The organism is Bradyrhizobium sp. Rc3b, from assembly GCF_900114915.1.
Lineage (GTDB): Bacteria > Pseudomonadota > Alphaproteobacteria > Rhizobiales > Xanthobacteraceae > Bradyrhizobium.
On the sequence record NZ_FOUS01000006.1, the window covers coordinates 1 to 23,839 of the forward strand.

Annotated in this window: 19 protein-coding genes; 4 read left to right on the forward strand and 15 right to left on the reverse strand. The window is 64.5% G+C overall.

Features of this window, described 5'->3' with window-relative positions; all coding sequences use genetic code 11:
* Positions 1-252: 252 nt before the first annotated feature.
* From BM190_RS15100 to BM190_RS15160, 13 genes are all read right to left on the reverse strand, one after another.
* On the reverse strand, positions 253-1,572 hold the full coding sequence (locus BM190_RS15100; RefSeq protein WP_018316040.1) for a DUF3422 domain-containing protein: 1,320 nt from the start codon (positions 1,570-1,572) through the stop codon (positions 253-255).
* Between the two features lie 146 nt (positions 1,573-1,718).
* Positions 1,719-4,031 carry a TonB-dependent receptor gene (locus tag BM190_RS15105; protein ID WP_092256009.1) on the reverse strand — a complete coding sequence of 771 codons (2,313 nt, stop codon included), beginning with the start codon at positions 4,029-4,031 and terminating at the stop codon, positions 1,719-1,721.
* Positions 4,012-5,091 carry a HoxN/HupN/NixA family nickel/cobalt transporter gene (locus BM190_RS15110; RefSeq protein WP_092256012.1) on the reverse strand — a complete coding sequence of 360 codons (1,080 nt, stop codon included), beginning with the start codon at positions 5,089-5,091 and terminating at the stop codon, positions 4,012-4,014. Before BM190_RS15110 ends, BM190_RS15105 begins: the two co-directional genes overlap by 20 nt.
* Positions 5,092-5,296: 205 nt before the next feature.
* Positions 5,297-7,222: a TonB-dependent receptor gene (locus BM190_RS15115; RefSeq protein WP_244550650.1), complete on the reverse strand. Its 1,926-nt coding sequence runs from the start codon at positions 7,220-7,222 to the stop codon at positions 5,297-5,299.
* Between the two features lie 953 nt (positions 7,223-8,175).
* Positions 8,176-9,675, reverse strand: coding sequence for a tripartite tricarboxylate transporter permease (locus BM190_RS15120; RefSeq protein ID WP_092256021.1), 1,500 nt, complete (start codon positions 9,673-9,675; stop codon positions 8,176-8,178).
* Between the two features lie 12 nt (positions 9,676-9,687).
* On the reverse strand, positions 9,688-10,155 hold the full coding sequence (locus tag BM190_RS15125) for a tripartite tricarboxylate transporter TctB family protein (protein WP_092256024.1): 468 nt from the start codon (positions 10,153-10,155) through the stop codon (positions 9,688-9,690).
* Complete coding sequence (locus tag BM190_RS15130; RefSeq protein WP_092256027.1) at positions 10,152-10,958, reverse strand: carboxymuconolactone decarboxylase family protein; 807 nt, start codon at positions 10,956-10,958, stop codon at positions 10,152-10,154. Before BM190_RS15130 ends, BM190_RS15125 begins: the two co-directional genes overlap by 4 nt.
* Positions 10,959-10,971: 13 nt before the next feature.
* A complete protein-coding gene (locus BM190_RS15135; RefSeq protein WP_026201585.1) occupies positions 10,972-11,745 on the reverse strand; it encodes an SDR family NAD(P)-dependent oxidoreductase in 774 nt (257 codons plus the stop codon).
* Between the two features lie 11 nt (positions 11,746-11,756).
* Positions 11,757-12,701 (reverse strand): acyl-CoA dehydrogenase family protein, encoded by a 945-nt coding sequence (locus BM190_RS15140; RefSeq protein WP_244550651.1) that lies wholly within the window; start codon positions 12,699-12,701, stop codon positions 11,757-11,759.
* Positions 12,702-12,784: 83 nt separating this feature from the next.
* Positions 12,785-13,996 (reverse strand): acyl-CoA dehydrogenase, encoded by a 1,212-nt coding sequence (locus tag BM190_RS15145; RefSeq protein ID WP_092256032.1) that lies wholly within the window; start codon positions 13,994-13,996, stop codon positions 12,785-12,787.
* A gap of 57 nt (positions 13,997-14,053) precedes the next feature.
* Positions 14,054-15,271 carry an ABC transporter substrate-binding protein gene (locus BM190_RS15150; RefSeq protein WP_092256035.1) on the reverse strand — a complete coding sequence of 406 codons (1,218 nt, stop codon included), beginning with the start codon at positions 15,269-15,271 and terminating at the stop codon, positions 14,054-14,056.
* Positions 15,272-15,334: 63 nt separating this feature from the next.
* A complete protein-coding gene (locus tag BM190_RS15155; protein WP_092256037.1) occupies positions 15,335-17,461 on the reverse strand; it encodes an acetate--CoA ligase family protein in 2,127 nt (708 codons plus the stop codon).
* Position 17,462: 1 nt separating this feature from the next.
* Positions 17,463-18,233, reverse strand: a complete 771-nt coding sequence (locus BM190_RS15160; protein WP_092256041.1) for an enoyl-CoA hydratase/isomerase family protein — start codon at positions 18,231-18,233, stop codon at positions 17,463-17,465.
* Positions 18,234-18,421: 188 nt separating this feature from the next.
* Between BM190_RS15160 and BM190_RS15165 the strand changes: the two genes are divergently transcribed.
* A complete protein-coding gene (locus BM190_RS15165; RefSeq protein ID WP_177237086.1) occupies positions 18,422-19,402 on the forward strand; it encodes a tripartite tricarboxylate transporter substrate binding protein in 981 nt (326 codons plus the stop codon).
* A gap of 21 nt (positions 19,403-19,423) precedes the next feature.
* Here the strand turns inward: BM190_RS15165 and BM190_RS15170 are convergent, their stop codons facing one another.
* Positions 19,424-20,110, reverse strand: coding sequence for a TetR/AcrR family transcriptional regulator (locus tag BM190_RS15170; RefSeq protein WP_026201583.1), 687 nt, complete (start codon positions 20,108-20,110; stop codon positions 19,424-19,426).
* 108 nt (positions 20,111-20,218) lie between these two features.
* Between BM190_RS15170 and BM190_RS15175 the strand changes: the two genes are divergently transcribed.
* Positions 20,219-21,103, forward strand: a complete 885-nt coding sequence (locus BM190_RS15175) for an SMP-30/gluconolactonase/LRE family protein (protein ID WP_092256047.1) — start codon at positions 20,219-20,221, stop codon at positions 21,101-21,103.
* Positions 21,104-21,115: 12 nt separating this feature from the next.
* Here the strand turns inward: BM190_RS15175 and BM190_RS15180 are convergent, their stop codons facing one another.
* Entirely contained in the window at positions 21,116-22,030 is a 915-nt protein-coding gene (locus tag BM190_RS15180) for a LysR family transcriptional regulator (RefSeq protein WP_092256050.1), read from the reverse strand.
* Between the two features lie 148 nt (positions 22,031-22,178).
* Between BM190_RS15180 and BM190_RS15185 the strand changes: the two genes are divergently transcribed.
* Both BM190_RS15185 and BM190_RS15190 read left to right on the forward strand, forming a co-directional pair.
* Positions 22,179-23,270: an LLM class flavin-dependent oxidoreductase gene (locus BM190_RS15185; protein ID WP_092256053.1), complete on the forward strand. Its 1,092-nt coding sequence runs from the start codon at positions 22,179-22,181 to the stop codon at positions 23,268-23,270.
* Positions 23,271-23,322: 52 nt separating this feature from the next.
* On the forward strand, positions 23,323-23,817 hold the full coding sequence (locus tag BM190_RS15190) for a flavin reductase family protein (protein ID WP_177237087.1): 495 nt from the start codon (positions 23,323-23,325) through the stop codon (positions 23,815-23,817).
* Positions 23,818-23,839: the final 22 nt, after the last annotated feature.

Below are 23,839 nucleotides of genomic sequence, written 5' to 3' on the forward strand. Positions count from 1 at the left end.
CACATAGTCGCCCCTCTTGGGTGAGCCGGGATGGACGACACATACGCCGAAACCGAATTTCGGTAAAGTGGAATATTTTTAGCGAAGCGGATTGACAGAGGGCGACACAGGCTCGGCCCCGGAGCCCGGATGAGCGTAGCGACATCCGGGATCGGCGCGAGTCGCGGCACAGCGATGGGCGCAGACGCGCGGAACCTGTTCAGCGACATCGAGCCGGACAGCGCGGGAGCGCAAGGGCTCTCGTTTGCGCCCTCAGTCGTGAGCGCCGGACATTTCGTCGTGCTTCAAGTGCCGCCTGCGGATATTGCGGGTGACGATCCAGACCACCGCCACGGCGACCGGCACGAAGATCGCGGTTGCAAGCGAAGGCTCGACATGCAGGCCGCCGTCATGGGCACCCTTGGCGAGGTAGCCGAACAGGCTGACGACGTAATAGCCGATGGCCGCCACCGACAAGCCTTCGACCGTGCTCTGTAGCCTCAATTGCAATCGGGTGCGCTCATCCATCGAGCGCAGCAGATCGCGATTCTGCTCCTCGAGCTCGACATCGACGCGTGTGCGCAACAGATCGGCCGCGCGCGCGAGCTTGATCGACAGATCGGCCTGCCGGTCCTCCATCGTCGCGCAGGTGCGCATCGCAGGTGCCATGCGGCGGGCGAGGAAGGAGGACCAGGTCGGATAGCCCGCGATCTCGCCGCCTTCGATCACGGCGAGGCGCGCCTGCACGATGTCGTTGTAGGCGCGGCTGGCGCCGAACCGAAACGAGCTGCCGGCAGCTCCCCTTTCCAGCGAAGCCGCCAATGCGGTCAGTTCCGTCAGGAGATGATTGTTGAGCTTGAGATCCTCGGCGCCCTGCATCTCCTCGAGCACTTCGACGAGCCGCCTACCGATATGATCGACAGCGGGCGCAAGCTCAAGCGCGGCGGGCAGACCGAGCAGCGCCAGCGTGCGATAGGTCTCGATCTCCAGCACACGCTGCACGAGGGCACCGAGCCGGCCGGGCGAGAGGCCGTCGTTGCAAACGAGAATGCGGACGAAGCCCTGATCGTCCGTGCGAAAGTCGGATGCGACGACGGCAGGTCCGCTGCGGACCGCGGCAATGGCGAGACTGCCTCTCTCGAACAGCTGCTGCGCACGCTCCAGCGCCGCCGAAGTCTGCTCGACCTCGAGCTTGACGGCGACCAGCAATTGGCCGGATTGGCGCAGAGACCGGATCAACGCGGCCGACTCTTCACCGATCTCGCCGAACCGGCGCGCGGGCGTCTGCGGGCTGCTCAGGATCCAGGTGAAGGTGCTGAACTCCGAGTGTTGCTCCCAGCGGAGCTGGGTGTCACCGATCATCACCTGATGATGCTTGGTTCCGGCGTCCGGCGGCGCCTGGCCGTGCGACATGCAGAATGCCACGAAGCTCTGCCGGTCCGCCTCAGCGACCTCGCCCTGGCCGAGAAAGGCAAAGCGCAGCACCGTGACCGGCGCTGTCAGCCGGGTGAATGGGCGGGCATGCACCTCGGCCAGCACCGCACCACGCTGCGGGTGCAGTTCGAAGTCGGCGAGATCGAGGTCACGGTTCATCGACGGTCCCCCTGCTGGGCTTTCAGGCCGCGATGTGTCGCCAACCTCGCCGTTCACTACCACAACACACCTCGCCTGCAACGCATCGCGCGTTGCGGGACCATTTTTTCGCGCGGAGACTCTCGCGGCCCATGGCCTGCCGCGACCTAGAACGTCCCGGCGATGGTAAGACGGAACGTCAACGGCTCCACGGGGTGCAGCACGTAGTCCATCACGCCGTTCTGACAGACTGAAGTTGGCGCAGTGCCCGATATGCAGAGGTTGTAAAGCGTATCGGTCTTGAGCAGGGAGCCATAGGCATAGCTGATCTGGTTCGCCCTCGTGTTGAAGAGGTTCAGCACGTCGAGCTGAAGGTGCCAGCCATTGTCGATGCGATAGCCAAGGCGGCCGTTGAAAATGCTGGTCGCAGAGGAACGGAATGCGTTGTCCTCCGTCAGCGGGCTCGACGCCAGATAGCGCCAGCGCAAGGTTCCGAACCAGCCGGTCCTCTCGCCCAGCGTGACGCCTGCCGATGCCACCATCGCCGGCGCGTTCGGAATGTAGTTGCCGGGCGCGTTACCGATCTGCGCCTCGGGATAGCCGGCGAGCGAGGCATAGACGTCCGCCTGCTCGCTGTCATAGCCGCGGAAGCGTGCATGAGTCATTGCGAGATCGGCATCGATGTCGATCCAGGATCTGGGCCGGTAGTGGTTGGTCCATTCGAAGCCGTAGCGGCGGCTGGCGCGGGTTGCCGACGTGTCCCCGGCATCGCCGGAGAACAGGATCTCGGAATCCTGATCCAGCATGAAGACGCTGAGCGAGGTGTCGAGGCCGGGAACGATCCTGCTGCGCACGCCGACCTCTGCACCCCTGGTGCGCACCAGGAGCGGCGATGGCGTCAGCCTCGTCGCGGGATCGCTGGGATCCTCCGTCGTGGTCGCGCCGCGGGCGTCGTTGGAGTGCATGCCGTAGCCGGCGCCGAAGAAGAATTCGGTCTGGTTGAACGGGCCGAGCACCATCCTGAATTTCGGGCTGCCGAGCGCGGCGTCGGTGCGGCCGGAGTTGTTGGCATTGAACCGCGAGGTGACGTCGGCGGCATAATAGTCGCCGCGCCATCCCACCGTCGTCCTGAGCCAATCGGTCCATCTCACTGTGTTTTCGGCATAGACGCCGACGCTGCCCTCGCCGACCTTGTCGCTGCGAATGTTGGCGAGGAAGCCGCGCTGGAAAGTGTTGGTGAGCGCGAGATCGATCGCATCATAGCGCGACTGCAGGCCAAAGGTGGTCTGCATCGGCAAGCCCGCCAACGAGCCGTTCAGCGTGCGCGAGATGTTGGCGCCCGCCATCAGGCGATCGTCGTGCTGGTGGAACTGGTCGCCGAGCACGGGATCGCTGAGGAAGTAGGTGAAATTGTTGAAGAGGTCGAGCTGGCTCTTCACGACATAGGCGTTGGCTTGCCAGGAGCCGAGGTCGTCGCTCTGCGCGATGCGGCCCGAGAGCGCGAAACGGTTGGTGTTGCCGCCGTCGCTTGGATCTTCCGAGCCGAAGCGATCGAGAAAGCCGGATGCGATCGCGCGCTGCGGGACCTGGTCCGTCGAATTCCATTTGTTGGCGTAAGCCATGCCGGTGACGGAGACGCCGTCGGTCGCGGTGCCCTGGCTGTAGCGCACGAGGCCGTTGAGCTTTCGCACATTGTCCGGGTTGTCCCACGGGCCGTTGTAGGTCCCGATCTCGCCGGCCACGAGCAAGGAGCCGTCACCGACCTTCGCGGAGTCCATGCCGAGCAGACGGCGATAGCCGAAGCTGCCGGCGGTCACCTGCGCTATTCCCCTGGTGCGGTCGATCAGACCGATATGGACGCTGCCGGCCGAAGCGAAATCGCCTTCGTCGGCGAAGTACGGCCCCTTGCGCGCGTCCACTGCGGCGATGGTTTCCGGGATCAGCCAGTTGAGATCGGCATAGCCCTGGCCGTGCGCGTGGGTGCGCATGTTCACGGGGACGCCGTCGACAGTGATGGCAAGGTCGGTACCGTGGTCGAGATTATAGCCGCGCAGGAAATACTGGTTGGCTTTGCCCTCGCCGGAATGCTGCGTCACGATGAGACCCGGCACGGCTTCGAGCGCTTCGCCCGGCCGCGTGAAAGGGCGTGCATTGATCTCCTCGCCCGCGACGGAGATCTCGCTGGCCATGCCAAGCTGACCCTTTGCACCCGAGGCGACGCTGCGCACATCCGACGCTTGCGCCGCTGCCGGATACGCGGGGATGCGGTGGTCGGCCGGGGACGGCTTGCCGGCCCGGCGCGATGCGACCGGCTTCTTGCGCCCCGCCGTCTCGCCGCGGCCGACCTGGATTGCCGGCAGCTCGCGTGAGGTGCTCTCGCCCTGCGCCAAAGCGCGGCCATCATCCGCGAGCAGCACCAGGACCGAGAGTGTCGTCAGCGCGCCGCCGCCACGAAAGGGCTCATGCCGCTTCGGTTGCATCGGCGCATGCCAGAGCTTTCGTCGCGGCCCGGTGCCGGCCGTCCGCAAAGATGCGGCGATAGAGCACGACCGAGACGAGCCAGGCGATTGCAAACAGCGCGATCACGGCAAAGCCGACATTGGCGAGCGACTCGTTGAGGCCCTCGACCAGCGTCCACATCCCTCCGGACAAGTCGAGCCGGTCGGCGATCAGCCCGAGCGCCTCGATACCGCCGATGAACAGCGCGACCGCCACGGAGGCGCCGGTGATCGTGAGGTTGTACCAGAGCTTTCGCAAGGGATCGACGAAGGCCCATCGATAGGCGCTCACCATCAGCGCGGAGTCGGCGGTGTCGACCAGCGCCATGCCCGACGCGAACAGTGCAGGGAAAACCAGCACGTCGGCGATTGACGCGCCGCGCGCGGCTTCGGTTGCTGAGATGCTGAGCAGGCCGATCTCGGTCGCCGTGTCGAAGCCCAGCCCGAACAGGAAGCCGAGCGGATACATGTGCCAGGGTTTTGTGACCAGGCGGAACAGCGGTCCGAGCAGTCGCGCGAGGAAGCCGCGGTTGGCGAGCATCGTCTCAAGACCCTCGGCGTCGTGAACCCCCTGCTCCCGCGCCGCGCGAAACGTCCGCCACAGGCCGGCGAAGATGACGAGATTGATGGCCGCGATCACGAGCAGGAACAGCGCCGACACCGACGTGCCGATGAGGCCCCCGATCTCCTTGAGCAGGCTGTCGCCGCCAAGGCTCACCACGCCGAGCGCGAGCAATATGGTCGCGACCACGACTACGGTGGAATGGCCGAGCGCAAAATAGAGGCCGACGCTGCGCGGCGCGCCACCCGTCTGCATCTGCTTGCGCACGACGTTGTCGATGGCGGCGATGTGGTCGGCATCGACGGCGTGGCGCAGACCGAACACCCAGGCCAGCAGCGCAGTCGCCAGCACCGTCGGCCGATCGCCGAACAGCGCGAAGGCCCAGGCCCATGCGGCGATGTTGGCGGCGATCAGCCCCCCGAACAACACCACCGTTCCGGGCTCGACCACCCGCGAAGTCCGCCTCACCGCCTGCTCCATCCACCTGATCCCGCAGTATGACGTTTATCAAGAACCCTCATACTGGCAAGAGCAAGAGCCGCGCCACTTTTCGGCCTGGCGGCCGAAAGGGCTCACCGAGACGGAAGTCACCTCGTTGATTCAATGGAGACTTTTCTAGTCCGGCGCATCACGGCGCCGGAGCGGAATGCTGGGCTGCGTTTCACGCAAGCGAAATGCGCAACGATCACATGTCCACGGTCATCGACAGGAGATATGTGCGCGGTGCTCCCAGGAAGAACGTTCCGAACGAAGCCACGCTGGACCAGTAACTCTCACCGGTCACGTTCTGGATGTTTGCGCGGAAAACCGTCTTCTTGCCGTTGATCGCGGTGGTGTAGCGAGCGCCGAGGTCGAGCCGCGTCCACTCGGGAATCGGCTGCTTGTTCGCGGCGTCGACGAACTGCCTGCCCGTGTAGATCACGGCTCCATTCACGGTGAGCCCTCTCATCCACGGGAGGTCCCACTCCGCGCCGATATTGGCCTGTATGTTCGGAACGCCGATCGGTGTGTTGCCCACATTGGCCGCGACGGCGGTCTTGGTCAGGGTGCCGTCCAGCAGCGAAACGCCTCCGAGGATACGAACATCCGGCGTGAGCTCGCCGGATACGTTGAATTCGAGCCCGCGGACTCGTTGCTCGCCTGTCGCCGCGAAGCGCCCGGCGGACAGCTCGCCGCTCGCCTTCGATATCTCGAAAGCGCTGAAGGTGGTTGCAACCCGGCCAAAATCCACTTTGATGCCGGCCTCGTACTGCTTGGCGACGTAAGGCTGCAGCACTTCGCCAAAGTTGGACGCGTTCTGAGGAGCCACGTCGCCCCGGGCGAGACCTTCGACGTAGTTCGCGTACAGGGAAATATTATCCACGGGCCGGACGACGAGGCCGACCACAGGGGTGACCGCGCTCTTGTCATAGGACGACGTCAGTGTCCCGACGTTGGAGAGGTAGTTGTGCGCCTCAATGCCCTGGCGCCGGACGCCCAAAGTCAGCAGGACGCGCTCATCGAGCACGGACAAGGTGTCGGCAATCGAGAGCCCGGTAAGCTCGCTGTCCGAGAGCCGGGGGCGGTCGCTGATCTCGTTCGCGAACTGCGTCGGCGCGACAGTGGGACTGTAGATGTTCGAGGTGACCAGACTGCCATTGGTGAGCCGCCGGTGCAGCGCGTCGTGATAGACCGAGGCCTGGAAGGCGACTGCATGGTGGACGAAGCCGGTATCGAAGCGGGCGCGAACACCGCCATCATATGTAGTTCGATCGATGCTGAGGCCGAAGTACTGGGGCGTTGAGGTCGTATTGCCGCTCGTGCTGACGATGGTCGGAAGACCGAAGAACCGCTCGACGTTGGTCTTGGAGCCGCCGACGTCCGCGAACAGCGTGACCTGCTCGGTGAGATCGTACTCGGTCCGCAGCAAGGCGGACTGGTCGTTGATGCGCGACCATTCCCAGGGCTGGGTCACGTTCAGCTTGCCGTCCGGCGCCTTCGGCACCTGCAGGCCGGGAGCCATCAGAAAGGGACGTGACGGCGCGTCGAACCGATCGGTCTGGGCGATGAGATAGAGCCAGGATCTGAACCGTTCGCCTTGATAGTCGAGCGCCAGCGATCCGACACCTGTCGTCTCGGACTGGCGGTCGATGGGCGTGTCGCCGCCGCGGACGCTTCCGCTGGCGCGTACGCCCCATTCCTTGCCATCGCCGTAGCGCCTCGCAACATCCCAGTGACCGCCGAAACGTGCGGTCGAGCCGTAGCTCGCGGTCAAGCGGGTCAAATCCTCTTCCGCGCGCTTGGGCACGACATTGATGACGCCGCCAACGCCGCCATTGGGCGCCATGCCCGAGAGCGCGGCCGAGGGACCCTTGAGCACTTCGATGCGCTCGACGTAGTCCGTGAAGATCCGATATGTCGGCGCGATTCCGTAAAGGCCCTCGAAGGCGAACTCGCCGTTATTGCCTTCGTTGATCGGAAAGCCGCGTATGTTGAAGGAATCGACGATACCGCCGGTCGGATGGGAACTTCGCACGGAGGGATCGAGGATCAGGGCATCCGCACCCGTTGCCGCCTGCTGATCCCGAATGAGCTTGTCCGTGTAGCTCGTCACGCTGAACGGTGACTTCATGGTGTTGGTATTTCCGAGCATCCCCAGTCGTGCGCCTTGAGCGACCTGCCCGCCGGCAAATGGCGGGACGACAGCCGGTTGCGATTGCACTGCGACCGTCGGGGCTTGCGGGGCGCGCCGTGAGGTCGATCGGACCCGCGCGTCGTTTCGCCTGGTTGGCGCACGGCGAACCGACTGTTGCGTCGGGGCTTCGACAGTCACGGGCGGAAGGGAATTACCGCCCTGGGACGTTTGGGATTGAGCAGGCGATTCGAACCACGTCAACCACGCCACACCACCCAGCAGCGCCGCACCGAAGCGAGCTACCGTCTTATCCCCACCCGCACGTCGCATTCCAGAAAGTCCTTCATCAATAGTGCGCAGCCCGCCGTGAAGCGGCTTCCGCGTCTGGCCAGCAACGACCATGGATCGAAGAGCAGCTCTTCGTATCCGAGCTCGGCCGGCATGCATGGCCCGTCAATCAGTTGCTCTGCAGACGCGCACGCGCGTTTGCTGCCTTCGTCTTGGCGGCAACATTCGAATGTCAGCGATCTGCATCGCCTCTTTAAAAAGACGCCATTGTGACGGCAACGCAAATGCGTGCGCGCGACTTAGAATGCCTCGATCATCGCCAACCGGGAGGAGAATGTCTGGAACGATTCAAATGCGCTTTCGATGATTGCAGATCGGTGCGGTCAAAATGCCGCAGGAAGATTCGCCGGGAGTGCGGTCGTCAGGAATGCTTCGGCGCCATCACTTCGTTGCTGTGGCCTTTATTGCGACGACATCTGCCGCTGACGCGCTCGATCTCAGCGAGATCATGATCCGGCTGATGGTGGCTGCAATGCCGATACGTCTGGGGTCGCGACAGGACTGACGGGGCTGCTCAGGTCGGCGAAAATTGCCGAGCGTTGCGACATTCTGGTTGTGAGACGCGCGATGTTGAGCTGGTGGATCCGGCTGGTGCCCTCATCTCATTCCTGCAGCGCCTCCTCGCGCCGCGCCCGGATCGTGGGTAGCATGATCAGGATAATCGCGATGGCGGCCGCGGCCAGGAGGCTCGCCGAGAGCGGCGATGTGAGCAGCACGGTGACGTCGCCGCGCGACAGCACCATGGCACGGCGAAAATTCTCCTCGATGGCAGGGCCCAGAACCAGCCCCAGCAGCAGCGGCGCCGCCGGCAATTGCAGCTTGATCAGGACGTAGCCGAACACGCAGAACATTGCGGCCTCGTAGACCTCGAATGTTCCGCTGTTGATGGAATAGACGCCGATCGAACAGAACACCATGATCGCCGGAAACAGATATCGGTAAGGAATGGTGAGCAGCTTCACCCACAGCCCGACGAGCGGAAGATTGAGGATCAGCAGCATCAGATTGCCGACCCACATCGAGACGATGAGGCCCCAGAACAGGGTCGGGTTCTTCGTCATCACCTCCGGGCCCGGGTGGATGTTGTGGATGTTCATGGCGCCGACCATCAGGGCCATCACGACGTTGGAGGGAACGCCGAGCGTCAGCAGCGGAATGAACGAGGTCTGCGCGCCTGCGTTATTCGCCGATTCAGGCCCTGCAACGCCTTCGATGGCTCCTTTGCCGAACTGCTCGGGATGCCGCGACAGCTTCTTCTCGAGCGTATAGGACGCAAAGGACGAGAGCACCGCACCGCCGCCGGGCAGGACGCCCAGCAACGTGCCCAGGGCCGTACCGCGCAGCATCGCCGGCACCATGCGGCGGAAGTCGTCGCGGGTCGGAAACAGATTGGTGATCTTCTGGGTGACCAGCGACAGCTTGTCGTCCTGCTCGAGATTCTTGACGATCTCGGCAAAGCCGAAGATGCCCATCGCCAACGGCACGAAATCGAGACCGTCGAACAGCTGGGGAATGCCGAAGGCAAAGCGCTGGCTGCCGCTGTTCAGATCGGTGCCGACGAGGCTGAGGAGCATGCCGAGCACGACCATGCCGATGCCCTCGATGAACGGGCCGCTCGACAGCACCGAGGCGAGGATCAGCCCCAGGATCATGAGCGCAAAGAATTCCTTTGGGCCAAACAGCAGCGCCGTCGCGGTCAGCGGGCCTGCAAGGGCGGCCAGCGCGAGCGTGGCCACGCATCCTGCAAAAAACGAGCCGATGGCAGCGGTGGCGAGCGCGACGCCGGCGCGGCCCTGCTTCGCCATCTGGTAGCCATCGATCGTGGTCACCACAGAGGAGGACTCGCCGGGCAAATTGACGACGATGGCAGTGGTCGAGCCGCCGTATTGCGCGCCGTAATAGATTCCGGCGAGCATGATCAGCGCGGCGTCCGGCGGCAGCGCATAGGTGATCGGCAGCAACATCGCGATGGTTGCGAGCGGGCCGAGGCCGGGAAGCACGCCGATCAAGGTCCCGAGCAGACATCCGAAGAAGGCGTAGAGCAGGTTGGCGGGCTGGGCGGCGGTCGCAAAGCCGATCGCCAGATTGTGGACGAGATCCATCGATCGGCCCGTTCAGTTGAGAAGGGACGGCCAGACGGGCAGCTGCAACCCGAGACCGTAGACGAAGACGGCAAGACACAGCGCAATCAGCACCGCCGCATTCGCCAGCGCGCCTGTCCAGGTGAACTCTGAGCTGGCCCGGCTCGACACCATGATCAGCACGAACAAGGCGCCGACCAGACCGAGCGGAAACAGCAAGGCTGCGAACAGGACCACGGACCCGGTCACCCAGGCGAGCCCCTTGAAATCCCATTTGCGCAGCAGCTGCCGTTCCGCGGCGGGCTTCATGGCACTGAGAATCACGACGAGGCCGATGGCAGCGAGCACGATCGCGAGCAGGCGCGGGAAATAGCCCGGCCCCATTCGCGCGACCGTGCCCGCGGGGTAGCCGAGCGCCGCCACGAAGAAGAAGATTGCAAAGGCGAGGAACAGGGCGCCGGACGCGAAGGCCCTGTGATTGCGGATCGCCAATCCCTTCATGCTCGCTCTCCCTCGCCCGGCCCTTCCCCGCTTGTGCCGGCCATCGACGAACGCTCATCGAGGGCTTCCATCAGAACCGGCATGCCGATGGCGCAGGCATGAACGCCTAGATGCGCGGTCATCTGGAGAACCTGAAGCATCTCTCGCTGGCCGATGCCGAGCCGCAGGGCCCGTTTGATCTGCACACGCAGCCCTTGCGGGTTGAGCGCTGTGAAGCAGGCGTTCAATGCGATCGAGATCAGACATTGCGACCGCTGGTCGAGGCCCTCCCCGGCCGCTCCGCCCGCGAGGAGATCGAACAAGAGGGCAAAATAGCCGGGATCACGTCGCAGCCACTGCTCGCAGAAGTCAGGCCAATCGCCGAACCGCGCGACATAGGCATCCCGCAGCACCCTCTGCTCGTCGGAGAGCTCGCCTTGATCGACCTCCAGGCCCGCGCTTGCCAGTTCTTCCGCGAGAATGCCGACGCCGACGTTGCAGCCGTCGAGCCCCTGGGCCGTTGCGAGACGGAATACATCGACGATCTCCCGCGCCGACGCTCCCTCCTGAAGCGCGAGGCGGAGGTGCAGTGCGAGCCCTGAGCGGAACAGATGCGTCGCTGAGCCATCGAGCGCGACGTAGATCAGCTCCCGCATCTTGGGCGACAGCGGCCCCTTCTCCGCGGCGTAGCCCGCATACTTGCCATAGGTCTGAAGAAATTCGGGATCGAGGCGCAGCAGGCCTTCCGTCCAGGGCCGCCAATAGCCGCGCGCCTTGATATAGGCCTCTTTCAGGACCTGCTGTTCCGGCGTCAGACTGGACATGGCGATCGCACCGTCAGGCAATGTTGGTGAGGGTGATCCCGCCGTCGACGGTGAGCACCTGTGCCGAGATGAATCCGCTGTCGTCGCCGGCGAGGAAACAGATCGCCTTGGCGATGTCGTCGACCGTGCCGAGCCGCCCCAGCGGCGTTCGCGCGATCCGGCGCGCATCGAGCTCGGCGTTGCGGTTGCGCATGGTTCCCTCGGTCGGAATCGCCGAGGGCGCCACTGCGTTGACACGGATGTTGCGCTCCCCGAGCTCCGCCGCGGCTGCGCGTGTGATGCCCATGACGCCGGCCTTGATGCCGCTGTAGACGATGCTGTTCTTGGCCGAAAGCAGACCGGCCACCGAAGCGACGTTGACGATCGCGCCGCCACGTTCGGCATCCATGACTTCCGCGGCCGCCTGGATACCCCACATCACCGACTTGAAGCCGATATTGAGCATGCGCTCGACGGTCTCCGGCGCGATGTCGGCGACCGATTGATAACGGACCCAGGCTGCGTTGTTGACGAGGATGTCGAACCGTCCCTGCCGCTCCGCCACTCCAAGCACCGCCTGCCGCATGCCGTCGCGACTGGACACGTCCTGCGTAACGGCCAACGCCTCGCCGCCGGAGGCCTTGATCGCATCGACCGTGCCGTTCACGAATTCCGGCTTCAGATCATTGACGCCGACAATCGCGCCGCGTGAGGCCAATTTGAGCGCAGTCGCACGGCCGATGCCGTTTCCGGCACCGGTGACGAGTGCAACGCGGCCCGCGAGCGTCTGATCCCTGGTCTCGGTCATGGTCATCTCCTTCATGCTCCTGCCTCAGTGAACGGAGCAATTTCCGATACGTAACGGCGGCCAAATGCGCTGATCAGGCCGCTGGCATCGCCCTGCGCTTGCAGCGTGCGGATCCGGCGCAAATGACGATGCACCGGAATGTCCCAGGTGAAGCCCATACCGCCATGGATCTGCAGCGCGCCTTCGCTGATCGAGCTGCCATAGGTTGCCGCGGCCAGGAACGCCGCATCGCGCTGAACGGAACCACTCCCCTCGGACAGGCTTCGCGTGATCGCATGACGAATGCTCTCCAGTCCCAGCTTCTGTCGCGCCAGCGCATGACGAATGGCTTGATTGTAGGACAGAGCGTGACCGAACTGCCGGCGCGTCGACGCATGCTCCTGCGCCAGCGACAGGCAGGCCTCGGCAGATCCCAGGATGGCCGCGGCACGCAGTACGTTGGCGTCTGAGCTGAGCATATCCCATGTGTTCGCCGGCAGGATCGAGTCGATGGGAATGCGGACCCTCTGGAGACGCACCGCGTGTTCCGGCACAGTCAGGTCGAGGCCTGCCGCGTCTTCCACCACAACGCCTTCGGCATCGATTCTGACCAAGGCCGCAGCACCTTCGCCGATCCGGGCCAACAGATAGTCGACCTTGTCCGCGCAGGGGGCTCGCGCAACCCAGCCGCTCAGCACGACAGCTTCCCCTTCCCGCTCGGCGACAGCCTCGCCCTGCCACGCGATGGACACCAACGTCTCGCCCGAGACGATCGCGGTGGCGAGATGCGGCAGCGACTGCTGGAGCAGGCGGCCGGCAAAGAGCGTCTCGAGCAGCGGAAAGCCGAGCAGTCCGGAATGGGCGGCCGCGATCACCGGCACCGCGAAGCCGAGCGGAAGGGCAAGTCCCCCGACCTCCTCGTCCGCGATGATGCCGAGCAGTCCGTCACCGGCGAGATTGCGCGCCTGCGCCCGCATCTCCTGCCCCGCACAGGCGACGACCGCACGCGTCGCGGTTGCGGCGAATTCGGCGGGCTGAAGTCCTTCACCGGCCACGATCATCACTTGCCTCGCGAGAGCTGGAGGATCCGATCGGCGATGATGCCGAGCTGTATCTCGGTCGTGCCGGCGTAGATCGTTTCTGCGCGGGCCTGCAGATAGATCGCCTCGAACCGCCGCCGCGCCACCTTGATCGCCGCGAGCTGCGGCAACATGGCCTGCTGGAGCAGCTCCAGGGCGAGCGCGGCAAAGCGCTGATGCGATTCGCTCCAATAGAGCTTCGCAAGGCTGCCCCGCGCGCCGATCTTGTCACCGTTGACGAGCGCCTCGACGGCGGTCTCGACATGCGCTTTCAGCACCTCGATCTCGACCGCGACCTCGCCCAGCCTGACCGCGTAGTGATGATCATCGACCATCTGCGACAGCGCAGCGTCCGCCTTGCAGGCCGAAATCAGATGGCGCAGCTCGTTCTCGAAGCGCCAGGCGCGATACATGCGGTTGGTCGCACGCTCGATCTCCAGCACGCGGATCGCCGCGGCCCAGCCCTCGTCGGGCGCGCCGATCGCATCGGTCTGGGCCACCTCGACCTCGTCGAAGAAGACCTCGCAGAAGCTCTCGCGGCCATCGATCGACTTGATTGTCCGCACCCGCACGCCCTTCGCATCGAGCGGCACCGCGAACATCGCAAGGCCGCGATGGCGGTCCTCCAGCGGCCCGGTGCGGGCGAGCACGAGACAGCGTTGAGCCCGGTATGCGCCGCTGGTCCAGATTTTCTGGCCGGTGATGCGCCAGGCGTCACCGTCCCGGGTGGCGCGGGTGCGGAGCCCCGCCAGGTCGGAGCCGGCTTCGGGCTCGGAAAAACCCTGACACCAGATGTTGCGCATGTCGAGGATCGCAGGCAGGAAACGCTGCTTCTGCTCTTCGGTCCCAACTGCGAGAATGATGGGACCGGCAAGCTCCTTGCCGATCGAGTTGACGCTTTCGGGCATCGCGAGCGCACCGATCTCCTGATTGGCGATCAGGTGCTCACGCAAGGAGCGGCCGTGCCCGCCATAGGCCTGCGGCCAGGTAATGCCCGTCAGCCCGGCGCGGTACATCGCCGACTCCCAGGCAATGGACTGCTGAAGTGTGGGCGATGCGAATGCGGCGCTGTCGCTGCGGAAACTGGCGGGCAGATTGCCTTGCAGCCAGCGACGCATCGCGCCGCGATAGGCTTCACCCGTCAGGTTCTCCACCACGACGGCTTGCATCGATACCGCTTCAACCACACTCATCGCACGCTTCCTGCTTTCGTCATATCCGCCGACATGTCCTGCCCGGCCGCCTATCCTTCACTGCGACTTGAGAAGATCGCAGGCGCTTTCCGATGCCGGCCGCCATGCATCCTCGGGCGCGATCGTGCCTGTGATGTCGTAATAGTCGTAGGTGTATTTGGATTCCGCCGGAGCCTTGATGCGCGCGACATGGAGCGGTCGCATGACCTGGCCGTCAGCCCTGATGCTGACATTCTTCATTTCGAAATCGTTGATCGGCGTGTTCTTCATTTGCCGCATCACGGCGTCGCCGTCGTCGGAACTGGCGGCAGCGACCGCCTTCAGATAATGCGTGATGGCGCTGTAGGTGGCGGCCTTGCCCTCGTTGAGAAGCTGACCATTCGTCGCCTCGGCATAGCGCTTGGCAAAGGCCCGGCTCTCCGGCGTCATGTCCCAGTAGAACGGCGTCGTCAGCCGCACGTTCTGAAGATCCTTGAGACCAATTCCATGCGTCTGGCTGATCATGAGGCCGAGCGGAACAAGCAGTTGCGATTTGGTCAGCCCGAACTCCTGCGCCTGCTTGATCGCATTGGCGAAATCCGCGCCCGAATTGGCGAGCGCAATCGCCTTGGCGCCGCTGGCCTGTGCCGTCAGCAGGAACGAGGAGAGATCCGACGAGTTGAGCGGATGCAGCACCGAGCCCACCACCTTGCCGCCGCCCGCTTCGATGAACTTGGTTGCATCCGCCTGCCAGGCCTTGCCGAAGGCATAATCCACCGTCAGGAAAAACCAGCTGTCGATCCCTTGCGCGAGCAGGGCTTTCACGGTGGCCTTCGGCTGGGCATAGGTATCAACCACCCACTGCGTGGTCATCGGCGAGCATTTGTCGTTGGTGAAGAACGAGCCCGCGGTGCCGGCCAGAAGATAAGGCTTCTTGCGGTTCTTCATGATATCCTGCACGGCCAGCGCGATCGACGACGCCGAGCAGCCGACAATGGCGTCGACACCTTCATTGTCGACCCAGCGCAGCGCGATGGCGACGCCGATATCGGGCTTGTTCTGGTCGTCAGCGATCACGAGCTCGATCTTCTTGCCATTGAGCGTTCCGCCAAAGTCGCCAACCGCGAGCTTCGCCGCGGCGACCGAGCCGAGGCCGCAATTGTCCGCATAGGGGCCGTTCTGGTCGTTCATGATGCCGATCTTGACGACGTCGCCGGAGATGCCCTGTGCGGACAGCGGCGCATTCGTGAGCAGCAAGGCAATCATGCCGAGCGCAGTGATCGTCGATCTCTTCACCGTTTCCTCCTGCTTTGACGCGCTTCCTCTGGACCGGCTTCTGCCGGTTCTCTTCGTTTAGATTCAGTGTGGGACCGGCCGCTCTCCGTGCGGGATCAGCAGCGCATCGAGCGCCACGGCCCCCTCGCCCTCCGCCCGTAGCAGCAGCGGGTTGACGTCGATCTCGGCGATCTCATCGACATGCGCGGCGGCAAAACGCGACAACGCGGCAACGGCCGAGGCCGCAGCTGCGAGGTCGGCCCGCGGCCGGCCGCGCGCGCCGTCGAGCACCGCGAACGCCTTGAGCGATTTCAGCATCGCCATGGCCTGCGTCTCGCTGACCGGCGCCATCTCTACGGCGGAGTCCTGCAGGATTTCCGCGAAGATCCCGCCGAGGCCGACCATCACCACCGGTCCGAAGACGGGATCGATGCGGCTGCCCAGGATGAGCTCGGCGACGCCCTTGGCCATTGGCGCCACGATCACACCATCAATCGTTGCATGCGGCGCCCTGGTGGCGACGCGATCGCGCATCTGGGCAAAGGCCCGCCGGACCTCGGCTTCCGAGCCCAGGCCTAAGACCACACCACCGGCCTCGGTCTTGTGCGGCAGATCGGGCGAGGCAATCTTGAGCACCACGGGATAGCCGATCTCGGTGGCGGCACGCGCCGCCGCATCGACATCCTGCACGAGACGCTCGGCAAGGACAGGAACGCCGGCCTCGGCCAGCGCGCGCTTGGCTCCGAGTTCGTGGCGGAACGCATCGGTTACAAGCGGTCGTGCTCGCTCGACCGCCGCGGGCGCCTCCTGCGGGTGCTTCGACACCGCCTGCAATCGCACCAGTGCAGCGATGGTTGCGCAGCAGCCGTCGAAGCTTTCCACCGTCGGAAAGCCCAGTGCGTGCAGCTCGGTCAGCGCATCCTCAGGGCCGTCGACACACAGGATGACGGGACGGTGCGGAAACTGCGCGCGGATGTTGCGCAGCGTGTCCATATAGATGGATCGCAGGCGCGGCAGGTGCAGCGAGAACGGCAACGGCAGGATCACCGCATCAGCGCTCTCGTCCGCCACGACCGCGGACATGATCCTTTCCAGGAGATCCGGACGGCTCGACATCTGCGCCGTGGCGTCGACCGGGTTGCGGGCCGACGCGAACGGCACCAGCTCAAGAATCTGCCGCTGCGTCTCCTGTCCGAGTTCCGGCAAGGTCAGCCCAACCGCCTGTGCCGCATCCGCGAGCAGCACGCCGAAACCGCCCGACGCCGTGAGGATCGCGACGCCCGGCCCCTTCGGCAGCCGATCCGGCAGCAGGATCGATGCGGCATGACCGAGATCGATGAGTTCGTCGACGCTGCGGACGCGCACCGCACCACAACGGCCGAACAGTGCGTCGAATACGGCGTCCGCCCCCGCCATCGCTCCGGTGTGCGACGCCGCGGCGGCCTGCCCAGCCGCCGATGTCCCGATCTTCATCGCGATGACGGGCTTGCCGGCATCACGCGCCTCTTCCAGCGCCGAGATCAGGCGGCCGGCGTCACGGCAGGCTTCGAGGCAGCACAGGATGACCTTGGTGGCGGGATCACGCGCCATCCAGGCGATGCCGTCAGCGATGTCGATGTCGCACTCGTTGCCCGTCGTGATGAAGCGGCTGACACCGACACCGCGCTCGCTGGCGAGCCGCATGGTGTAGCTGCCGAGATTGCCGCTCTGCGACACGATTCCGAGCGAGCCGGCAACCGGCATGCTGTGCTCGAGCACGATCGAAAACGTCGCGATGCTCTTCTCGGCGATGCTGACCGCGCCGAGGCAGTTCGGCCCCAGCAGGCGCATGCCGCCATTACGCGCGGCGACGCGCAGCCGCTCCTGCATCGCGCGGCCCTGCTGGCCGAGCTCGGCAAAACCGGACGAGAACACGACGACGCTGCGGACGCCACGCGCGGCGCACTGCTCCACGGCCTCGCCCGCGCGCTCCGCGTCAACCGCGATGATGGCGAGATCCGGCGCCTCCGGCACCTCGGCAACGGAAGCATAGGCCTTCAGGCCCTGCACCATCGCGGCCTTCGGGTTGACCGGATAGATGCGGCCTGCGTAGCCGTGGCGACGCAACAGATCGACCGGCCGGCCGCCGATCTTGGTCGCCTCTTGCGAGGCGCCAATGATCACGATCGAACGCGGCGACATCAGCGCGTCGAGACCTTCTCCCGGCCGCATCTCAGCGCCCCTTGAACACCGGTGCGCGCTTCTCCAGGAACGCCATCCGCGCTTCCTTGGCGTCTTCCGTCTTCGACAGCGCCATGGTGATGTTCTGCTCGAAGCGATAAGCGTCGCGCGGCGGCATCAGCTCGACCATGTTCGCCGCGTTCTTGGCGTATTCCATCGCGATCGGGCTCTTGGACGCGATCTCCCGAGCGAGCTTCATCACTTCGGGGATCAGGTTTTCCTTGGTCGTGCAGGCCTCGATGATGCCGAGGCGGTAAAGCTCGGCGGCCGGCACGCGATAGCCGGTGAAGAACATGCGGCGCATCAGCGAGCGGCCGAACAAGGTGTTCAGCATGGCCGCACCGCCGGCGAGCCCCACATTGATCTCGGGCATGCCGAACACGGCCTCTTCGCTGGCGTAGAAGATGTCGCAGGAGGCCATCAGGCCAACGCCGGCCCCCAGCGCAACGCCGTTGATGGCCGCAATGACGGGCTTTGAGCATTCGCGGATGCAATTGCCGGTCTCGCGCGTGATCCGGTTGTGGCTGTGGAACGCACCGATCTTGGTCGGATCCGGACGATCCTTCAGATCCGCGCCGCTGCAGAACACCTTTCCGGCTCCGGTCAGGATTGCGACCCTGACGTCGCTGCGCTCGGAAATCTCGTCGAACACGGCGACGATGCGGTCGCGCATCGCGCGATCGAGCGCATTCACGGGAGGCCTATTCAGCGTCACCAGCGCGATGTGGTCGGACACTTCGAGGGTGACGATATCTCCTGACATGGCTTCCTCCTGGGCTTCTGCTTGCCTGGTTTGTCTTGCTTGTTATCTCCTGACCGATCGGTCAGCTTTTCGCGGTGATAGCACCGAACGTTGCAGCTGGCAATATCCTGCCGATGTCCTATTGACCGACCGATCGGTCAGCCGATAGATTCACATGCAATCAAAGAACGACCTTGAGGAGGACTCGCATGCCCAGGATCAGCCGACGCCAGGCGGCAACTCTGATCGCCGGCGCCCTCGCCGCTCCGCTTGCCGCACCTGGCATCGTGAGAGCGCGCTCCTCTCAGACGGTTTTCATCATTGTGCCTTATGCGCCCGGCGGCTCCATCGACAGCCTGATGCGCTCGATCGCGAAGGCGATGGCGGAAAACCTGGACCAACCGGTTCTGGTCGACAACAAGCCCGGAGCCAACGGCATCGTCGGATCGCAATATGTGGCGCGCGCGCCGAAGGACGGATCGGTTCTCTTGGCCGGCGGCACCGGCCCGATTTCGCTGAACGTCCTGCTGCGCAAGAACCTGCCCTACAAGCTCGCGGATTTCGCCTCCGTCGCCATGCTCTGCAACGGCCCGCTGTCGCTGACCGTCAACGCGCGGACGCCCGTCGCCGACGTGAAGAGCTTCGTCGCCTATGCCAAAGGGCGCGACAAGCCGCTGTTCTACGCCACCCTCGGTCCGGGCAGCGTCACGCATCTGTTCGGAATCATGATGAGCAAGTCGATGGGATTTGCCGTCACCGACGTCGCCTATCGCAACAATCCGGCCTCCATCATGGAAACGCTGTCGGGAGAATGCGACCTCAATTTCGCAACGCCCGCCGCAGTCATCGAGCACGCGCGCAGCGGTCAGCTTCGCATCCTCGCGGTCTCTTCGGACAAACGCATGGCCAGCTTCCCGGAGATCCCCACCCTGGCCGAATCCGGCTATTCCGACCTGACGGCATCATTCTGGACCGCGCTGCACGCGCCTGCGGGCACGCCGCGCGATGCGACCGCGCGGCTGAACGCGGCGGCCAACGCCGCGATGCAGAAGCCCGAGATCGCAAAGCAGCTCGAGACCGACGGCCTGATCACCGATACCGGCGCACCGGACCGGCTCGACGCGCAGCTGACCAAGGATGCCGCGCTCTGGGGACCGGTGATCAAGGCGCAAAACATCGTGTTGGAATGAGGCCCGGCCGCCAGCCGCCGCTCAGCGCGATTTGCGCCGGCCTGTCTTGAGCGGCTCCTTGGGTGGCACCGCTCCGGGAAGCTCGACCAGCTCGCCGCTTCGTAGCCCATTGAAGATCATGTCGAAGAAGATCTCCGCGATCTGCTCGGGGGTCGCGGACTTGTTGGGGTTGTACCAGCGATGCATCCAATTGAGCGAGGACAGGATCAGCCGCCCGGTCATGGGAACGTCGACCTTGCGGATTTCGCCGGCATCGATGGCTTCCTGGATCAGGCCGCGGAGAAAATTCTCGAAACGGTCGCGGCGCGTCAGCCGCTCCTTGTGCCTGTGGCGATCGGGATCGTTCCAGAAGGCGGTCGTGGAGGCGATCCAGGCCCAACGATAGCGCCGGAAGTATTCGGCCGTGGCGACCATGAACGCGCGGATCTTCTGCGAGGGCGCCCCGTCGGGAATGCGATCGCGCACGAACAGATAGAGCTCGAGCGTCGAGCCGACCGCCACGCGCGCGTAGATCTCGTCCTTGTTGGCGAAATGGTGGTAGAGCAGCGACTTGGAGATGCCGCAGGCGAGCGCGATATCGCGCATCGACGTTCCCTCGAATCCCTTGCTGGCGAACAGCCGCCCGGCTTCGGCAAGAATCTGCAGCACGCGGTCGGAGGCCTCGGCCTGGTTCGCAACGCCGTCCTTCATCGTTGACAGTTCAGTCATGAAGCCTGCAATCCATTCGGCGGCCCGGCGCCAACCAGAGAACCCTGGAATGAAACTAGTTTTTCACAGACCGATCGGTCAAGCCCGGCGACCCCTTCGAGAGGAACCATGAGCGCAATCCGGATTATGCGCGTCGGCGCGACAAAGGACCAACTCGGCGAGAGCCCGGTATGGGATGAGCGCCGCAAGCGCTTCTTCTGGATCGACGCGCTGGCCGGATTGATCCGCATGCGCGATCCCGCCACCGGGACGGCGGACGCGTTCAGCGTGCCTGCGCCGATCGGTTCGATGGCCCTGCGAGACGATGGCGGCGCGGTGCTGGCCATGCGCCACGGATTTGCCGGTTACGATTTCGACAAGCGCACACTGATCGAGGGACCGTCGATCGGGCTGGACCACCCGAAGCTGCGGCTGAATGACGGAAAGGCCGATCCCCATGGTCGCTTCCTGGCAGGCACGATGCACAGTGACCGCGCCCAGGATGAGACGCCGCTGGGCGGTCTCTACCGGCTGGACGCAACAGGCGCGGTGGAACTGCTGGAGACCGACCTTGCCGTGAGCAACGGACCGTGCTTCAGCCCGGACGGCCGGACATTCTATCTCGCCGACAGCGCAAGACGGATGATCTGGGCCTATGACTACAGGGCGGAGGGCCCCCTCGCGAACAAGCGCGTCTTCGTCGAGACGGAGGCGCAGCAGTCGGGTTGCGACGGTGGAACGATCGACTCGGAAGGCTATCTTTGGTCCGTCCTCGTGCGCATCGGCAAGATCGCGCGGTTTGCACCTGACGGGACGATGGTGCGGACGATCGACATGCCGATCCGTCACCCGACCAGCCTCGCCTTCGGCGGACCCGATCTCGACGTCCTCTACGTGACATCGATCTCGCGCAGCCACGCACTCGCCGACGATCACCCGGATGCCGGCGGCCTGTTCGCGATCGAAGGCCTCGGCGTGCGCGGGCTGCCGGCGCACAGGTTTGCTTCGGGCTAAGCGCGACCTCGATTACTGCGATCGCTTGACCTGCTTCGGTACGTTCTCCGCCATGTAGTCCACGAACACCCTGATCTTCTCCGGCAGATAGCTGCTCTGGAGAAACGTCGCGTAAATGCCTTCATCGAAGGTGGAGTTCGTCACCCGGAAGCCCGGCAGCAGGCGGATCAGACGCCCGCTCTTCAACTCCTCCGCTACGGTGTAGTCGTCCAGCAGGGCAATGCCGTGCCCGGAAACGGCGTGATCGCACAGCACCACGCCGTTGTTGCTACTGAGGGACGAAGGCACGACGATCTCGCGCAGCCGGTTCTTGCGCATGAACTTCCAGACCACGTCGTCGGGACCCATCCAGTAGGTCAGGCAATTGTGGCGGGTGATGTCCCCCGGTTCTCGCAATTTCGGCATCCGGCCGACATAGTCCGGTGAAGCCACGAGAATCCGCTCGCTCCTCAGCAGCCTTCGCTGCATGAGGCCCGCGTCCTTCGCCGCCTGGATCTGGAAGTCGACGTCGAATTCATCTTCGCGAAGCTGTGGACGCCGCTCGGACAGACGCAGCTCCACCTTCAGCTCCGGATAGAGCTTCTGAAAGCCCGGTATCAGGGGCGAAAGCACCTTGATGCCGAACAGCGTCCGCGAGTGCACCCGCAGGGTTCCACGCGGTGCAGTCTGAAGCGCAAGCGCCGCGGCTTCGGCATCTTCGATGCCGTGCAGCACCTGCTCGGTGCGCTGGAAGAAGATCTTGCCGGCATCGGTCAATCCGAGATGGCGCGTGCTGCGGTTCAGCAGCTGCACGCCGAGCTGCGCCTCGAGCTCGCCCACGTAGCGCGACACCGACGCCGGCGAGAGCCCGACGCGGCGCCCGGCCGCGGAAAAGCTGCCTTCACGGACGGCGCTGACGAACAATTCCATGGCCTGAAGGCGATTCATTCGATCTTTTCAGATTTTGCAAAGGACATGCTCAGATTACGTCAATTGTTCGAAAAAGCTCAAGCCCCTAGCTTGCTGAGAACGCGTCGCAAAAGCGACGAGCGGCCGCAAGCGCGGCCGAGAAGCAATCCGGTGGAGGACGCAATCGATGGAATTCGGCGTATTCATTCTGGCGCAGCAGCGCGGCTATCATCAAAGCTCGCAGCAGGTCATCAACAACGCCGTCGAGCAGACGGTTACCGCCGAGCACGCCGGTTTCGACACGGCGTGGTACGCCGAGCATCATTTCAACAATTACAGCCTCTGCCCCTCGCCGCTGATAATGGTCGCGCATTGCGCCGGCCTGACCAGGCGCATCCGCCTCGGCACTGCGGTCTGCGTGCTGCCACTGTACAATCCGGCGCGACTGCTCGGCGAGATCGGCTTTGCCGACACCGTCTCGAACGGCCGCCTCGATCTCGGCATCGGCTCGGGCTACCAGAAATTCGAGTTCGATCGCTTCGGAGTCGATCTCGATCATTCGCACGCGCTGTTCGCCGAGTTCTACGACGTGCTCGAGGCCGGCATGCGCGAACGCATCTTCTCCTATGACGGCGAGCACCTGAAGATGCCGCCGACCGCGATCGCCGTGCGCACCGTGCAGAAACCGATGCCGCCAATCTGGGTCACGTCCGGCCATGGCGAGACCCTCGGCCGCGCCATACGTGACAACCACAATCTGTTCGTCACTGCGCTGCTCAACGGCCTCGACGCCATCAAGGCGCTGCGCGAACGTCTCGAGGGGATCGCGGCTAAGGAAGGCCGTTCCATCGACGACACGCATTTCGGCTTCCTGCGCTGCGCCTATGCCAGCGACAATGACAGTGAGATCCAGTCCTATCTGGACAATGCGCGCTTCCAGCGCCGGCTCTCCGAAAGCCTGAAATTCCGACGCGCCCAGAGCGACGACGGTTATCTGATCAAGGAAGAGGCCGGCCCGAACGATATGAGCCTGGAAACGATGCGCAGCAACCTGCCCGTCGGCAGCGTCAACCAGGTGATCGACCGTATGCTGGAAGAGATCAGCATTCTCAAGCCGTCCCATATCGCGCTTCAGACCCAGCTCGGCGATTTCGATCAGCGCACGATGCTGCGCCAGATCGAATTGTGGGGCAGCAGGATCATCCCCGCGATCCGGAAAGAGCTGAAATCCGCCCCTGCCGGGCGCGGCATGATCGCGGGCGATACGGTTTCGGCATAGCGCGGCGCCAGGGCGAGCCCGGAGGTACGTCATGGGATGCCAGATCACTCAAATGACCGACGTCCGCTCAGTCGAAGCTGCCGAATTCCGCCTGGCCATGCGCAACCTCGCGAGCGGCGTCGCGATCGTGGCGACGGGAACGGGGACCGCACGGCGCGGGCTGACGGTCAGCTCCGTCACCTCGCTGTGCATGGAGCCGCCCTGTCTGCTCGTCGGCGTCAATGCGAGCTCCGAAACGCATGCCGCCATCCTCGCCAATGGCTGCTTTGGCATCAGCCTCCTCGGCAGCGGACAGGAAGATCTGGCGCTGCGTTTCGCCGGCGGCGCCAAGGGCATTGACCGCTTCGCGACGGCGCCATGGGCACAAGGCGTCCTTGACGTGCCGCTGCTCGAACCGGCGATCGGCGTCCTGGAATGCGTGCTGCACCACCACCAGATGGTCGGCACGCATGGTCTCTTCATCGGCAGGATCGTGGCGACGCGCGGCGGGGACGGCGATCCTCTCGTCAACTTTCAGGGCGCACTGCGGGCCTTGCCTCAAGCATAGGCGGCTCCGGCGGTACCAAATC